The sequence below is a fragment of the Ensifer sp. ENS03 genome, from assembly GCF_014852035.1.
Lineage (GTDB): Bacteria > Pseudomonadota > Alphaproteobacteria > Rhizobiales > Rhizobiaceae > Ensifer > Ensifer adhaerens.
The window spans coordinates 153805-169348 of sequence record NZ_JACVAV010000008.1 but is presented as its reverse complement, the minus strand read 5'-3'; the positions used below and the strand labels follow the sequence as shown (position 1 = coordinate 169348).

The following is a 15544-nucleotide window of genomic DNA, read 5'->3' as shown; positions in this document are numbered from 1 at the left end:
ACCTGTCGCTCAGTCCCTCCAGAAGAGCGGTGTCAGGATGACCAGGACGGTCAGTATTTCCAGACGGCCGAGCAGCATCATGAGCGACAGGAGATAGAGCGCCGGGTCGGTCAGCGTCGAGAAGTTGCCGGCCGGCCCGATGATCGGGCCGAGCCCGGCGCCAACGTTTGAAAGCGCCGTTGCGACCGCTGACACCGCCGTGACGAGATCATAGCCCATCGCCCCCATGGCGAGGCTGCCGAAAGCCCAGATGAACATGTAGGCCGTGAAGAACATGAACACGGTGCGCTGCACGTCTATGTCGACAAGTGTCTTGCCGTAGCGCACCGTGTGGACCGCATTGGGGTAGATCAGCTTGAAAAGACCGGCGCGGATTGAATTGAAGATGATGATGAAGCGGTAGGCCTTCATGCCGCCCGCCGTCGAGCCGGAGCAACCACCCATGAAGGTGGCGGCAAAGGCAAGTGCGACGATGAACTCACCCCAGAGCATGTAATCGTCGCTGGCAAAACCGGTGGTCGACAGGATGGACGAGACGGTGAAGAAGCCGTGCGCCAAAGCCTCGTGCGCCGAGACCCCGTTGACGATCCGCTGGTAGAGACTTGCGGCGAGCGCAAGTGCCGTCAGATAGGACAGAAAGACGATGATCTGCGGATCCTTCAGCGTATCCAGCCGCCCACGAACGATAAACAGAATGAGCACCGAAAACGGCAGACTGCTCAGCGTCATGAAGAAGGTTGCGACCCAGAGGATCGGCAGGCTGTTGAAGTAGCCGAGCGAGGCATCGTGGGTGGAGAAGCCACCGGTCGCGACCGTCGACATCGCGTGGTTGATCGCGTCGAAACGGCTCATGCCCAGATAGGAGAAGATGATCGTGCACGTCACCGTCATCACGACATAGATCAGGATGAAGGCGCGCGTGAAGGTGACGATGCGGGCGAAGGGCTTCTCGGTGGTGTCCGAGGACTCCATCTTGAAGAAGGACATGCCGCCGACCCTGAGATAGGGCATGACGAAGAGCCCGAGCGCCACAATCCCGATACCGCCGAGCCAGTGCAGAACCGAGCGCCAGAGAAGAATGCCCGGAGGCGCATGGTCGAGGCCGCTGATGACGGTCGAGCCCGTCGTGGTGATGCCAGATACCGATTCGAAGAAGGCCTTGGCGAAATCGAGCTTCAGCGACGACAGCCAGAAGGGCACGGCGCCGACGAGAGACACGACGATCCAGAGAAGATTGACGACGAGAAAGCCCATCTTGCGGCTGAACAGCGGCGAGCCGCCCTGCGTGGCGGCGATCGCCAGAAGCGACAGACCACCAGTCGCAAAGGCCGAACCGGCAAACACCCTCCAGTTGGGATGACCATAGAACAGATCGACTGCGGCCGGCAGCAGCATCGCGAGCGACAGATAGAACGCGGCCTTCGCGGCGATGTTGATCGCGGTCTGGTAAAGGGGTGCATGCAACGGTTGATCGCCTCAGCGCTTTGTCCAGGACCGAATCGGTCCTCTGGATTTGCGGCCATTCAACCTCAAAGGCGCGCGATTCGCACCGGCTCGGGGCCGAGTACCCGCTGGAGAGCGACAGTCAGTCCCGTATTTTCGCTGGTTCTGGCCCATGGGCGCGGCAATCGCGTCCAAGCATTCCCGGCAAACGCCATGTGAAAGGCGCCAAACGCATGCTGCACTGCGGCATTTTGCCCAATCAATTCTAACTCACGAAAAGATCACGACTTTTGGCCGCGGCAAGTCATCACCTTGACTTATTTCCACGTGTAAAGCCTGCTTCATCCATTCCACATGCAACCTTGAGCACAACCGATGACCCCCGCCCGTTTCACCCAATGCCTTCTCGTTCTTCGTTGGACGCCGATCAATCTGGCAAGCGCCCTCCATTGCAACCTGGCATGGATCGAGGCGATGGAGACCGGGGACGAAATGGTCCCGGAGGAACTGGCTACCTGGCTGGAAACGCTGGCGCGAACCCACGAGGGACTCGGCATTCCCGTCACCTACCGCGGCAAGGGGCTTGAACCGGCGACGAGCCGCGCAACGCGGCGCTGATCGACAAGGGCGCTTCGCTCCATCCAGCTCACAGCTAAAAATGCCTTGCATCAATCACCCTTGGCCGGTTCGATCGCAAGCGCGCCGGCCGGGCTTAGAGCACCGCAGCGCCATAGCCGGTAGTTCTGCTGGGTGTCCCAGTCGTAGTAGTAGGCCGCATTCAGGCGATTTTCTTCGGAAAACCGCTCGAAGACCGTCCGCATGGCCGTCATCGCCCCTTCGCGTTCGCGATCATCGACGGGGCAGCTGCGCAGTGTATTGGCAATCCCCCATTCCGTCACCCAGCAGGGCCGCCCTCTGTCGGCAGGCGCACAGAAATCGAGAAGTTTGGTGACGATCGAGGTGATTGCAGCCTTATCCTTGCGCGCCGGGTAGATGTGAATGCCATAGGCATCGACGAGCGCGTCCATGCCCCGCGCCTTCAAAAGGGCAATCACCTCGCCCGGATCCAGCCGCTCCATTCCCTGGCGGTCCGCTTCCCTGGCCCCCATGTCGGAGAGCCCGGCGGAGACGATGATCGCCTTGCTGTTGGCGCTCGCTCTTACGCCGTCGCGGGTGATCTTCAGCGCCTCGACGTAGTTGTCTAGACCTTTTCCGAATGCCTCGGGATCCCTGAGTTCACTGAGATGTCGCGGCGTCGCTCGGCCCGGCTTCTCGTAGACGGCGAGGTCGCCGTTATAGCCGGCGAGGTTGATCTCGTTTCCGGGTTCTACCGCATCCAGACGGATGCCAAGGGCATCGATGCGCTGCAGAGCTGACGCCAGGCCGACGCGGTAACGATCAAGGTCCAGATCGGACAACCGGTTGATATCCCAGATGCGCCCGAAGCCGGTGCGCGGGCGAACGCTGTCCGGATAATAGCTTTTGTTCGACAGCTGGATTTCGAGCAGGATCCGCAGACCCAGCCGGTTGGCAATCTCCAGCGCGTCGATGCTTTTGTCGACGGGGCGCGACAGCGATAGCCGCACATGCGTGGCGCCGCTGTCGGCGATTTCGCGAAGGATGCGTTCCTGATCCGTGCGCTCCAGCCAGGCGAGATTGAGCCGATTGACGCCGTAGCGCGCAGCCGCAACCTCGCCCGCGAACGCCGTTGCGCCACGCGAAAGCGCCGCCCAGGAGACCAGGGCGGCAAGGAGCAGCGCCAACGGCGCTGCCCGGGTCAGGGGCAGATTAAATGCCAACCTGTTTAAGCGCACTTTGGAAGTTCGCCTCGCATGCCGAATAGCGTTCGGTAACCGCCTGCGCATCGATCTTCGACAGGAAGTTGGCGAGATGCGCCTTCTTGTCCGCCTCACGATTCCAGACGCCCGCTTCGATATAGGGAAAGCCGATGAATTCGAGCATCTCGCGCATACGGTCGTCGACGGCGATCATCAGCGAAGGCGTGCCCGCCTGCATGCCGATGACGCAGCCATGGAAGCGCCTGCCGATGCAGAGGTCCCGGGTCGATGACCAGGCGCGCCACTGGTTGGTGTCGAAGAACACCATCAGTTCGTTCTGCCGCTGCCATTTTTCCTGATGCTTGTATTCGGTCTTGCCGGTGATGCGGCCGCTGGAGCGGTCGTAAACCGGCGCGTTGTCATCCACGGGCAGCGTGAGGTTATAGGCGACGATTTCGTCCTGGATGACGTAGCTGGCCACGCTCTCCGGCTTCAGCAGTGCGTGGGCATCGACGATGGTGTCGGCGACGCTACCGAGATAGCCGCCGAGCGCGAGCTTCTGTGCCGAGGCAAGGTCTGCGTTGGCAAGCGACGTCAAGGAGTGGCGCATCTCGTTGGGAGCGAAGAAGAGCGAGGGGCAGCCGGTCGGCTTGACGAACTTCATGCCCTCCGCGCGCAGGAACTCGGCGGTGAAATAGCCGCGGGTCAGGAAGAAGCTTTCCTTCTGCTTCAAGACCTCGAGGAACCGCAACGTACCGGCCGGCAGGTTTTCTTTCAGACCTTCACGCTTCTGGATGCCGATGCCCATCACCAGAACCGGCATCTTCAGCTTCTCGAACACATCCGCTTCGAGATCGGCCGAATATCCCGGACGCAGCAGGTTCGCCGAAGCGAACACGCACATGTCGAATTCCTTGTTCAGGGCATCGTAGACGTCGTTGGCGCCGCGGCTGTTGACCAGATGCCAGAACGGCACATAGGTCACGTCATGTCCGCGCAAGGCATAAGCTGCGCCCTCGCCGATCAGGTAGTTGCCGGTGTTGGCGATCTTCTTGACCTGGTCGACCAGATCCTTCTTGCTTCGGATATCGTCGAAGTAGGGTTTGTGATGAACCGTCGCACCGGAAACGCGCGCCACGGTACGCTGGAGGTAGGAAGGGATTCCGGTGAGCAGGATACGCATCGATACACCTGGTTTGTGGACTGGCCCACAGAGTTGAGGAAGAGGGAGGGCGGCACGAGGAAGCGGATCTGCAAACCTCACCGTGCCGCCCGAACATCATAAATTGAGCGCCTCGGATCGAACGCGTCCGAGGCATCACGGTTTAGAGGCCGATGCCGATCTCGCGCAGCACCGTACGGAAATTGCGTTCGCGATCGGAGTAGCGGTCGATCAGTTCAGACGCGTTCAGCCCGGCCAGATGGCTGGCAACGAACTCCGCCCGGTTTTCCGCCTTTTCGAGCTCCTGGACGTCGACCGACGGCAGGCCGGTAAAGCCCAGCATTTCGCGCATGCGATCGTCGACAGCCACCATCAGGCTCGGCACGCCTGCCTGCATGGCGATGATCGAGCCATGGAAACGACGGCCGAAATTGAAGTCCATGTGCGAGGCCCAGGCGCGCCACATGTTGGTATCGAAGAAGGTGCGTACATCGAAGGGCACCTTCTGGCGCTCAGCGCCCGGAAAAGCCAGTTCCCCGAGCATCTTGCCCGAGCAGGAATCGAAGACCCTGCCATCGGCATCCGGCTCGACCTTCATGTCGAAGTGCAGGAATTCGTCCTGGATGATGTATTGGGGCTTGGCGCCTTCCGGGTTCAGCGCGATCGCATCGACGATGCAATCGTGATTGGCGCCGAGATAGCCCGAAAAGATCGTCTTTGCCTGACCGATCTTGACGTCGGGCAGCTTCTTCATCGAGGCACGCATATTGTTCGGCGCGAAATAGACCGAGGGGCAGCCGGTCGGCCGGACGTATTTGAATCCCTGATCCTTCAGGTAGCCGGCGGTTTCGTAGCCGCGGGTCAGGAAGTAGTGCTCGCGGTCCTTGAGAACATCGAGCAGGCGCTTCGTCCCCTCCGGCAGGCCTGTTTCCAGGTCCTTGCGGTTCTGGTGGCCGATACCGAGCATGACGATCGGCATCTTGAGCTTGCTCAAGACATCAGCCTCGGCATCCGCAGAAAGCCCCTTGCGCAACAGATTGGCGCAGGTGAACACGCAGATGTCGAAGTTGTTGTTGAATTCATCGAAACCGGTGCCGTTCTTGTGGGCGTTGTAAAGATGCCAGAACGGAATCTGCTTGGCGTGCGGCGCGATGGCGCGCAGAGCCCCCTCACCGATCAGATAGTTGCCGGTGTTGCTGATGTTGCGAAGCTCCTGAAGAAACTCGTCCTTGGATTCGGGCTGTTTTTGCCGTTCCGAATAGGAAACCGACAGGCCATTGGCGCCGTTTGCGAGGCGCGTGTAATGACCAGGAATACCCGTCAGGAGGATTCTTGGACGCATGCGTAAGTCCCTTCTTTTTGAAAAGTCGTACGGGTCAATCAGCCTGCAGCTGCGACGCCGGTATTGGATGTCTCACGCGCCCGGATGACCTTGGCGCGCGAAAGCGAGGAATTGTTCACGGCGCCGTCGCACCAGCCGAGGAACTCCGAAAAGGAGTTCGCCCAGCCGCGACGCGCCGCTGTTCTCAGGCACCCTTCCATGATCGGAGCCAGCAGGTTGCGATCGCGGGAAACCTCGGCGATCGCCTTGACCATGTCGCGCACCACCTGGGGATCGGACGAGGCATCGATCAGGATGCCGTCCTCGCGATCGACGATCAGTTCGTCGACGGCGCCAACCGCGGTTGCGATCGGCACGCACCCGAGCTGTTGGGCTTCGGCGATCATCAGCGGGGCACCTTCCCAGCGCGAAGGCATGATCAGAACATCGGCCCAGCCGAGCGCCTTGATCAGGTCGCGGCTGGCAAAGACCGGTGGGCGCACGTCGACGCCCAGTTCCTTGAGCCGGTCCGTCCAGGAGAACGAGGCATCCGCCAGGATCTCGCCACCGATCGCCCGCGCGTCGAACGACACGTGCGCGGCACGCAGCTCTGCAATGGTCGCGGCCAGGCGGTCGATGCCCTTCTGCTGGTCAAGACGACCCATGTAGAGCAGCCGCAGCCGGTCGTCCTTGCGCTCGATCCGCCGCACCTGCAGAACGTCTGCAAGCACCTTGGGCGGCACGGAGAAACTTGCGCCGTTCGGAACGGCAAAGATCTTTTCGAGCGGCACGCCGAAGCTGTGCAGGTAGAACTTCAGTTGTTCCGAGCAGGTGAGGAAGGCGTCGTAGCAATGCTCGTGGGCGATGGCCGCAAAGGGCTGGCCGGCGGGGCGCTTGAACGGCGTGTTGTCGACGACGTGCAGATAGCACGCCGTGCGTGTCCCTTCCGAGCGCAGCCGCGCGATCAGCGGATGCATCGCCATCACGTGGTTGTTGATGACGAGATCGAAGCCCGAGAGCTGACCTTTAAGCGCACCCCAATCGACTTCATGATGGTCGGCGATGAAATCCTGGCCGAGGAACGAGCCGGAGCCGCCCCAGGCCGGGATGCCCTGATCCCAGAAGTGAACATAGTCGAAGCTCGAATCGAACTCGTCGATCACGTCCATCCGGCTGGTGCCGAGCACGAACAGATGCGTCTCGTAGCCCGCGGCCCTGAGTTCACGCGAGGCGGCGTAGATGACCTTCTCGGCGCCGCCAAACGACGCGTTCGGCACGAGAAGCGCTGCAGTCTTCTTGCCGGCTTCGCTGTGCCCGAGCGGCAGCACCGGCGAGCCGCCGATTTCTGTTCGCAAGGCCTTGTGCAGGTCGGAATAGGGCATGAGCCGCGCGGGTCGCCAGGTCCAGCGACGGCCGGCCGTGCGGCGAAGCGGACTGGTGGCGATCGCGTTGACGCAGTTGATCATCACCTGTTGCGGCGTGATCAGCGTGCGGCGCGGCAGGGCGCGCGGGAACGGGAAGCGCACATTGAGAACCGCCGAGGTCGGCCAGACCTGCTGCGTGCCGATAGAGGCAAACCAGTCGAGCGCATTGTTGCGGATGACGTCGCGCAGGAGCGCCGTCGAAATGAAGATGAGATCCGGTTGGCCGAGATGCTGGGCGCCGGCGTCGAGGAAGGTCGGCTCGATCTTGCGCTGCGTTGCGTCGTTGCCGAGATGAACGAAAACGACGTTGGCCTTCTCACTCAGGCGCTCCAGGTGGCAAAGCACGTTGGGCAGCATGCGCGAGCGCAAAAGCAGATCGATCGTCGCACCGCTGCCGGCCATGACGAAGGGCGGGAAATGCACGTTGTCGGGCTCGCCGGTGCTTGCCCAGAAGGCTGGGATGATGTCGTCGAGGCGCAGCCGCTTCGGTTGCTTCGTCGGATCTGTGAAGAACGAGATCGCCGCGTCTTCGGTGCGCGCGAAGAGATAACGCGGGCACTCCTCATGCTCGAAATCGACGAGCATTGGCCGCTGGAACAGAGCCTTGTGGCGCTTTCTGAGGAAGCTCACGGATGTCGCGCGGTCGCGGTTGGCTTCCTTGAAACGGCTTTCGGCACGCAGGCGGTATTCGAACGTCGTGTCGTGGCAGGGGGTTCCGACAAAACCGTGCTCGACGCAGGAAAGCCAGAACTCCCAATCCTCAAAACCGTTCTGCCGGTCGTCGTTGAACCGAACGCCCTCCTGGAAGACCTCGATCGAAATCATCGAGCCGGTGTCACAGATGTTGTCCGTGATGCAGTGGACGAGCCGCGAATACTGGTTGCCGTAATGCGCTCGCCAGCTCACCGAGAAGGTGTCGATGTTGGTATAGACCCAGCCGGCGCCGCTTTCGTGCAGGCGCCGATAGAGGGTCTCGATCGTTCCCGGCAAGACTCGGTTGTCGGCATCGAGGAAATAAACGGCCTTCGCCTCGGGCAGATTTTCGAGCACGTAGTTGATGGCGCGGTTGCGCGCACCGCCGGGGCCGGCGTTACGCCCGAAGACCACATGGATATCAGGGTGGGCCGCGGTATAGAGCAACAGCTGATCGAAGGTTTCCTGCCGCGGGTCGCCGTCGACCGAAACGACGATGGCAATACGGCAACCCTCGAGATCCGATGCAAGCGCGGATTCGAGCGCTTCGAGCGCCAGCGCCGCGTGGCCATAGAGCGGCATGGCGATCGCGATGAGGTCCCTTGGATCGCTATTGCTGTGCATAAGACGCACCACCCGACTGCTTGACCATCCGGAAGCCCGACACCTTGAGCCAGGAGAAATCGACCGAGTCGGTTACGGCGCGGCTGAGGATCATCAGATCCATGGGCTGGCGCACCGGCTCGTCGAGCTGGAAGTTGATGTTGATCGGCTGCTCGTTGGTGACCTCGCGCCAGCCGCTGAAGAAGGCGGACGGCTTGACCACCCCCTTGCGAGCCAGTTCCGCCACTTCGGAGCGCGCGTTCGAGCCCGCTGGAGCGAGCAGGAAGCTGACGGCCGCCGGGGCGCCCTTGGGATGATCGACCACTGCGCTTGCGGAGAAGGATATGGTGCCGGGCTCGACAGCGCGACCGACGGCGCCGGCCGATACGCCATTTGCAAGCGGATGGCAGACGACGGCGTGTTCGTGTTCGAGAAAGCGTACCGTCTGGAATTCCGGCACGACCGGCGTCACCGATACGTCGACGATCTGGCTGAGAAGATCGACCGACAGACGATAGTCCTCGATGAAGTGGCCGTCGAGCAGCGCGGTCGGCGCGATCATGTTCGGCATGCGCGTCGGCTTGACGCCGGGCAGACCGGTATAGACGCGGAACGCTAGAGGGCGCAGATCAAGGTCGGCATGGCGGGTCTCGGACCGAGCCGTATAGTGTTCACTGGCGATGGGATAGCCGAGCGAAAGCCCGATCGTTTCACTACCGGTCGTCGAAACGCGCAGCCGCAGGGTCTTCGCGCCACCCCCGCAGGTGCGCGGCAGGGCAAAGAAGTTCCAGCCTGGAACGAGCTGCGAGAATGGAACGGCCCACTCGGCAACCCCCTCGCCGCTCTCGACATAGCTCAAGACAACGACCAGTTCGCCGCCATCGCGCGGGACCGAATTGAAGTGAAGCGCGATGCCGGCGACGCCATGGCTGGAGACCGGCAGGAGCTGTTCGACAAAGGCATTGGCAATCAGATGGCCGATGCCCTCGTCCTTGGGATCGACATAGGGGTCGTGCGCAAAGACTTCGGCGACCGGCTCCCAGTTGCGTGCCTGGAACGCATCTTCGAGTGCGCGATAGTTTTCAAGTAGCGTTTCACGCTCGCGGCGAAGCAGCGCAAGCTCGGATGTGATTGCCGACGAAAACCGGGCAAGCCGCCCGACACCACCGTCGACCAATGCCTGAATGAGCCCAGCGCTTTCGCTGACGGCCTCGGCGCTCAAGCGCTTGATCGGGATATCCGGGACGGTGCCAAGCGCCCGCAGCGAGACGATGCCGTCGGCCAGATCCGCCTCGCCCTCCCTTGAAAAGGCGAGCCCGATCAATGGAAACACGTTTTCCAGGGTCGCATCAGGCCGATCGCCTGCCGGAAGAAAATGAACCAGGTGCTCGATGCCACTGCCCTGGACACTCGCCCTATCGTGATCCGAGGCCAACACCAGCTTTCTCTTCGCCTGCGAATACCTCACGCCAGAAGACACCAACCCTTGCACGCGCCACCCTCAATACAACCGAATTCTCTCTGTAGTTGAATCCGCCGACACGAAATAAACCGGCGAATTCAACGACCTAGAGGAAGCATATCAAGGTTATTTGCACTGCACAATAAGTTATATTTGCGTTTTTCGTGAAATAATACTTCGGGTTTTGAAGTATTATGCAGATGATACCCGTAATATTTGAGTGGATCCGGGATTTTCCATTGCCTTGTCCAGCAATGTCATCTGTCGTGCAATGCAATCACCCAGACGGAACCTTTGCTCGACGGTGCGACGGGCGGCTGCACGCAACTCGGTATACTTCTCCGGTTGCTGCAAGGCCCCGGAGATCGCCTCCGCGAGCGCATCCGTATCGAAGAACGGCACGAGGAGGCCGTTGCGGCCGGAGCTCAACACCTCCTGCATCGGCGCCGTATCCGATCCGATGACAAGAGCACCGCAGGCCATGGCCTCCAGGACCGACCAGGAAAGAACGAAAGGATAGGTCAGATAGATATGGGCGGCCGAAATCTGGAACAGCTGCTTCAGGACGCCATGCGGCACCACGCCTGGAAACAGGAACCGGTCGGCCGGGATATCCAGGGACTGAAGCAGGTAGTCTTTCCAGGAGCCACCACCGGGCGGCGGCGCGCCGTAACTGACGCCGTCGCCACCGACGAAAACGAAAAGCGCATCAGGATGGCGCTTCGCGACCTTTGCGGCGGCCTCCAACGCCTGCGGGAAGCCGCGATAGGGCTCAAGATCGCGGGCGACGAAAGTAACGATCGGCGGATCACCCGCCTTTAGCACCCGTCCGTCCGGAAGCTTCAATGATGCCGACGGATCGGGACGGAAGACGCGAGTGTCGACGCCCTCGTGGCAGACGCCGATACGGGCGCGATGCTCCGCCGGATAAAGGCTCCGTTGCCATTGGGTCGGGCTGAAGCCGCCATCGATCGCGTCAAGCGTCAGGAGTTGCGCCGTGTTGCGCAGCCGCAGCCGCTTGCGCGCATCCTGGTCGGGCTTGCCGTCGGGGGCAAAGCCGATATCGGCCCCTTCGGCTCGGTAGAAAAACTCGCAATAGCCGAGTGCCGGGACATTCGGCAGCACATCCTTGACGAAGGTCATGCCGCCCCAGCCGATGTGCCCGACGATAACGTCGGGCACCTGCCCCTGGCGGGCCATGGCATCGAAGGTTTCGGCGACCCGGTGACCGATCCGGACATGATGGTCAGGCACACCGAGGTGCCTTGCCATCTGCGAATTGGCCTGCGGGCCGGGTTCTGCTCTGTGGCGAATGACGCGCGTTGCCGGAATCCGCTGATCCACGGTTTCCGTCACGAGTGTCACTTCATTTCCCGTCTGCGCCAAATGAGACGCGAGAGCGGCGAACTGGCAGAAGCCGCGCCGGTGTACAAATGCTACGTGCATATTCCCTGCCTATAGCCGTTGAAAGGACAGCCTGTGCGCGGGCATCTCAGATGCCGTAGCGCGTTGCATTCCCCCAAACCAGCTCGAGCCGGTGCAGCGTTTGAAATGCGGTTTCGAGATTGCGCCGGTCCTGCTCGCCGTGGCTGAGGACACGTTCATAGGCGCCAGCCGCCTTGCGCAGGGCATCGCAGAGTTGCTTGCCCTTCTCCGAAAGCTTGATGCGGGCCGAGCGCCGGTCGCGCTGGGAGGCGGCCCTGTCGATATACTCCCCGTCACCCAACTGCTTCAGGTAGTAGGAAACGTTGGAGCCGACATAGTGGCCACGGTCCAAAAGCTCCGCCACCGACACTTCCGCATCGCCGATCGCCAGAAGGACCATCGCCTGTGCCGGGCCGATATCGTCGACGCCAAGCTTCGTCAGCTCGGCACGCAACAGGCCGGTAAAGCGCCGGCTGGCCCGTTCCATCATCCGTGCCAACTCGAAATATGTGACCACGGACGCTTCGCTCTCCTGGTCAATATTGTCATGTTCAGGGGCACTTCCAACTGCGTCATCCCCGGGGCGGATGGCAACAGCGCCGCCAAAATCTGCGAACGGATAGAGAATCCTTTGATTCATCCCTCTCTCCAACTGAGCATTACTACAATATTCAAAAATTACTTCAAATTTTGAAGCAATTTTTCACCCCCTTTACTCCCCCCGAATACGACTATCTTGAGCATTCCACCATTATTGTGTCACACTTATCACGGCAACACTGTGATTTAAGTGATAACAAACAAAATAGCTTCCTCAAGACCCCAACGAACTTATCCAGAAAATCGCCACGCGTGACAGCAAACGAGGCAATATGATTAGCAAGAACCAAATTGGGCCAAAGAAGGCGCAAAATGGAGCAAACGATCCGCGACTGCTTATTTTGAAGGCACGCCGCGTGTTCGTTTTGGCACTTATTTATGCAGCCCTGCTGAGTGCTTGCATCGGCATATTGCAGCTCTCGACACCACTCTACATGATGCAAGTTCATGACCGCGTTTTGAACAGCCAGAGCATGGACACGCTGACCATGCTGACGATTCTCGTCATCGGCGCGCTCGTGATCTACGGCGTGCTCGAATACATCAGGGCTTTGACGTTCCAGGCGATGGGTAGTGCGGTCGTGCGCTGGCTGAACCTGCCGGTGCTGACCGCCGCCGTTCAGGCGGCCGCCGATCAAGGGCTGACCCGGGCGACCCAGTCGCTGCGGGACCTGGCTGAATTGCGCAGCTTCCTCACGACGTCTGCCGTCAGCGCCCCGCTCGATGCCGCCTGGTCGCCGATCTTTCTCGGGGTGCTCTTTGCGCTGCACCCGATGTTCGGCCTTCTTGGCGCCATTTCCATTGCCCTGCTTGTATGCTGTGGATTGCTGACTGATTTGCTGACTCGCCGGCTGATGAAAGAGGCCAATCAAGCCAATATCGAGGCCGTTTCGAAAATTGGTTCAAGCTTGCGCCATGCCGAGGCGATCGAAGCGATGGGCATGCTGCCAGCACTCGCCCGCCGCTGGCGCACCGCACAGCTGCACGCGCTCGACGCTTTGGAAATAAGCGGAAGCCGCAGCAAGGCGATGGCTTCGATCACCCGTTCGCTGCGTTTCATGATCCAGGCGGCCGCACTGGCAACAGGCTCTATCCTCGTGATGAAACAGGAGATTTCCCCCGGCGCGATGATGGCGACGACCATCCTCGTCGGACGCCTGCTCGCCCCGTTTGATTCGATGATCGAGAACTGGCGTCAGTGGGTGCTCGCCATCGCAAGCTGGCGCCGGATAGAGACTGCGCTGAACCAGGATCTGGCCGTACGCCAGACCATGCCGCAGCCGCGCACGCAGGGCGATCTTGTTGTGGATAAGCTCGTTTACGCGGCGCCCGGCCTAGATGTGCCGATCATCAAGGGCGTTTCCTTCTCGCTCTCGCCCGGCGAAGTTCTGGGCATCGTCGGCCCCTCGGCGGCGGGCAAATCGACACTGGCCCGGCTCCTCGTCGGAATTCAGAAGCCGACCACCGGCGGCGTCTTCCTCGACGGCAACAATGTCTATCTGTGGGAACGCGCTTCCTTTGGCCAGATGACCGGCTACCTGCCGCAGTCCGTTTCGCTGCTCGAAGGAACAATCCGCGACAACATCTCGCGCATGGAGGAAGGCGAACCCCAAAAAGTGCTCGAAGCGGCTCGGCTTGCTGACGTGCACGACATGATCGGCCGCCTGCCGCTCGGCTACGACACCCCGGTCGGCGATGGGCATCTGACGCTTTCGGGCGGCCAGCGCCAGCGCATCGCTCTTGCCCGCTGCCTTTACGACCATCCTCGCCTGATCGTTCTCGACGAGCCGAACGCAAATCTCGACGCCATCGGCGAGCGCGCATTGATCCGCGCGATCGAGCGGGCGCGCAACGACGGTGCGATCGTCATCATGATCGCCCACCGGCCGACGATCATGCAGGCCGCCGACAAGCTGCTCGTTCTTGAAAACGGGCGCATCACCCAGTTTGGCCCGCGCACCGACGTGGTCGCATCCATGACACCCGGCGAGCCGAGACGGGAAGGCGTATCCGCATGACGAACAAACAGAACCTGCCGGCCTCTCGCGAGGCGCGCACACTCGTGGCCAAGGACGACCGCGCGAACCTGCCCGCGATCCCTGACCGGCCCCACCCGCTGCACGGGCTGGATGCGGACGCAGAAGGAAGCGCCACCGCGCCGCTGCGCGGCGTGGTCCTTGCGGGCCTGACGACGATCCTCGTCGCCTTCGGCGGCTTCTTCGGCTGGGCGTTTTCGACGGAACTCAGCAGCGCGTCGGTCGCAAGCGGCACGATCGTGGTCGATTCGAAGCGCAAGACCGTCAGCCACTTCGAAGGCGGCATCCTCGACCGCCTCCTCGTCCAGGAAGGCGATCGCGTCACGCTCGGCCAGCCGCTGGTCAAGCTTGCCGACACCCGCGCCCGATCCGACCTTGAGGCACTGCAAAGCCGGCGCCTTGGTCTGATCGCAAAGCTTGCCCGCCTCAGGGCGGAGCAGACGGAGGCCGCGCAGATAGACTTCCCCGACGAGCTGATGGGCACCGCGGAAACCGCTGCCGACGACGCGGTGAAGGCGGAGACAAACTTCTTCGACCGCCGGCGCGAAGCAAAGGCCGGCCGGCTAGAGGTTCAGGGCAAGACCATCGAAGAGTACTCGGAAAGGGCCAAGTCGCTTGCCGAGCAGATCAGAGCGACCGACCGCCAGATCGAACTGATCACCGAGCAGCGCACCGCGATCGCGACGCTGGTTGCAAAGGAATTTGCCCAGCGCTCCAAGCTGATCGAGATCGATGCCAAGCTCAGCGAACTTGCCGCTTCGCGCGGTGAGCTTGCCGGCAACAAGGCCCAGGCCGAAAAGGCGGAAGCCGGAGCGGAACTCGGGCTGACCGGTATCGAGAACGAATTCCAGTCGGAGATCGCTGGCGAGATCACGACGGCCCGCCTCGAACTTGCAGATGTGGGACAGCGGCTCGTCTCGGCCAAGGACGTCTTGAGCCGCCTCGAAATCCGCTCGCCGCAGACCGGCATCGTCACCAACATTCAGTTGCGCACACCCGGCAGCGCGGTCTCTGCCGGCCAGCCCTTGCTCGACATCGTCCCCGAGGACGAGCCGCTCCTCGTCGAGATGCATGTCGGCACCCGAGACATCGATAGCATCGGCATCGGCTCAAAGACGCAGATCCGGCTGACCGCCTACAACCAGCGCTCGCACCTGCCACTCGACGGCGAAATCAGCTACGTCGCGGCCGACCAATCGGTCGATGACAAGTCGAACGTCTCCTACTACGTGGCGCGCGCCCGCATTGCCCCGGCGTCGCTCACCGCCAACCCGGACATCCGCCTCTATCCCGGTATGCCGGCGGAAGTGCTGATCGTGCACAAGCCGCGCTCGGCGATCGATTACATGGTCTCGCCGATTGCAGAGAGCCTCAATCGATCCTTCCGCGAAGACTGATCCAGGAGACTCCAGCACTACCTGCGCCGGCGAAATTCAATTTCGCCGGCAATTTGTTTCTAATTTTGAATTTATTTCTAAGTAATAACAAAACTATCGCCCCTTAGATCTCAGGGATAATCATCAAACTGATACAAGATATACATCGTAGGTAGCAGATAATAATACAGTACAGCTGTTTTTATTTCTTTTTTGCTGTT

General features: G+C 61.2%; 11 protein-coding genes. 3 read left to right on the top strand and 8 right to left on the bottom strand.

Annotation, left to right across the window (positions count from 1 at the left end):
• Positions 1-9: 9 nt before the first annotated feature.
• On the bottom strand, positions 10-1464 hold the full coding sequence (locus IB263_RS24735) for a TrkH family potassium uptake protein (protein WP_034798022.1): 1455 nt from the start codon (positions 1462-1464) through the stop codon (positions 10-12).
• Between the two features lie 354 nt (positions 1465-1818).
• Between IB263_RS24735 and IB263_RS24730 the strand changes: the two genes are divergently transcribed.
• A complete protein-coding gene (locus tag IB263_RS24730) occupies positions 1819-2061 on the top strand; it encodes a hypothetical protein (RefSeq protein WP_112977314.1) in 243 nt (80 codons plus the stop codon).
• Between the two features lie 50 nt (positions 2062-2111).
• On the opposite strand, the gene IB263_RS24725 is transcribed toward IB263_RS24730, so the two are convergent.
• The 7 genes from IB263_RS24725 to IB263_RS24695 all read right to left on the bottom strand — a co-directional run bounded on the left by IB263_RS24725 (position 2112) and on the right by IB263_RS24695 (position 11951).
• Positions 2112-3185, bottom strand: coding sequence for a glycoside hydrolase (locus tag IB263_RS24725; RefSeq protein ID WP_371814211.1), 1074 nt, complete (start codon positions 3183-3185; stop codon positions 2112-2114).
• Between the two features lie 46 nt (positions 3186-3231).
• Positions 3232-4404 (bottom strand): polysaccharide pyruvyl transferase family protein, encoded by a 1173-nt coding sequence (locus tag IB263_RS24720; RefSeq protein WP_060529226.1) that lies wholly within the window; start codon positions 4402-4404, stop codon positions 3232-3234.
• 142 nt (positions 4405-4546) lie between these two features.
• On the bottom strand, positions 4547-5725 hold the full coding sequence (locus IB263_RS24715) for a polysaccharide pyruvyl transferase family protein (RefSeq protein WP_089044792.1): 1179 nt from the start codon (positions 5723-5725) through the stop codon (positions 4547-4549).
• A gap of 38 nt (positions 5726-5763) precedes the next feature.
• Positions 5764-8445, bottom strand: coding sequence for a glycosyltransferase (locus IB263_RS24710; RefSeq protein ID WP_113553403.1), 2682 nt, complete (start codon positions 8443-8445; stop codon positions 5764-5766).
• Positions 8432-9904, bottom strand: coding sequence for a DUF6212 domain-containing protein (locus IB263_RS24705; protein ID WP_192439201.1), 1473 nt, complete (start codon positions 9902-9904; stop codon positions 8432-8434). The genes IB263_RS24710 and IB263_RS24705 overlap by 14 nt, the downstream gene beginning before the upstream one ends.
• Positions 9905-10078: 174 nt before the next feature.
• On the bottom strand, positions 10079-11332 hold the full coding sequence (locus tag IB263_RS24700) for a glycosyltransferase family 4 protein (protein WP_192439200.1): 1254 nt from the start codon (positions 11330-11332) through the stop codon (positions 10079-10081).
• Positions 11333-11378: 46 nt separating this feature from the next.
• Complete coding sequence (locus tag IB263_RS24695; protein WP_060521069.1) at positions 11379-11951, bottom strand: MarR family transcriptional regulator; 573 nt, start codon at positions 11949-11951, stop codon at positions 11379-11381.
• A gap of 232 nt (positions 11952-12183) precedes the next feature.
• Between IB263_RS24695 and IB263_RS24690 the strand changes: the two genes are divergently transcribed.
• Both IB263_RS24690 and IB263_RS24685 read left to right on the top strand, forming a co-directional pair.
• The gene (locus IB263_RS24690; RefSeq protein ID WP_113187713.1) at positions 12184-13929 is read left to right on the top strand and encodes a type I secretion system permease/ATPase; all 1746 of its coding nucleotides are present in this window, start codon (positions 12184-12186) and stop codon (positions 13927-13929) included.
• On the top strand, positions 13926-15344 hold the full coding sequence (locus IB263_RS24685) for an HlyD family type I secretion periplasmic adaptor subunit (RefSeq protein WP_192439199.1): 1419 nt from the start codon (positions 13926-13928) through the stop codon (positions 15342-15344). The genes IB263_RS24690 and IB263_RS24685 overlap by 4 nt, the downstream gene beginning before the upstream one ends.
• Positions 15345-15544: the final 200 nt, after the last annotated feature.

Coding starts and splice junctions, on each gene's coding strand:
- IB263_RS24730 (WP_112977314.1), top strand. CDS start 1,819: ATGACCCCCGCCCGTTTCACCCAATGCCTTCTCGTTCTTCGTTGGACG.
- IB263_RS24720 (WP_060529226.1), bottom strand. CDS start 4,404: ATGCGTATCCTGCTCACCGGAATCCCTTCCTACCTCCAGCGTACCGTG.
- IB263_RS24715 (WP_089044792.1), bottom strand. CDS start 5,725: ATGCGTCCAAGAATCCTCCTGACGGGTATTCCTGGTCATTACACGCGC.
- IB263_RS24710 (WP_113553403.1), bottom strand. CDS start 8,445: ATGCACAGCAATAGCGATCCAAGGGACCTCATCGCGATCGCCATGCCG.
- IB263_RS24700 (WP_192439200.1), bottom strand. CDS start 11,332: ATGCACGTAGCATTTGTACACCGGCGCGGCTTCTGCCAGTTCGCCGCT.
- IB263_RS24695 (WP_060521069.1), bottom strand. CDS start 11,951: ATGAATCAAAGGATTCTCTATCCGTTCGCAGATTTTGGCGGCGCTGTT.
- IB263_RS24690 (WP_113187713.1), top strand. CDS start 12,184: ATGATTAGCAAGAACCAAATTGGGCCAAAGAAGGCGCAAAATGGAGCA.
- IB263_RS24685 (WP_192439199.1), top strand. CDS start 13,926: ATGACGAACAAACAGAACCTGCCGGCCTCTCGCGAGGCGCGCACACTC.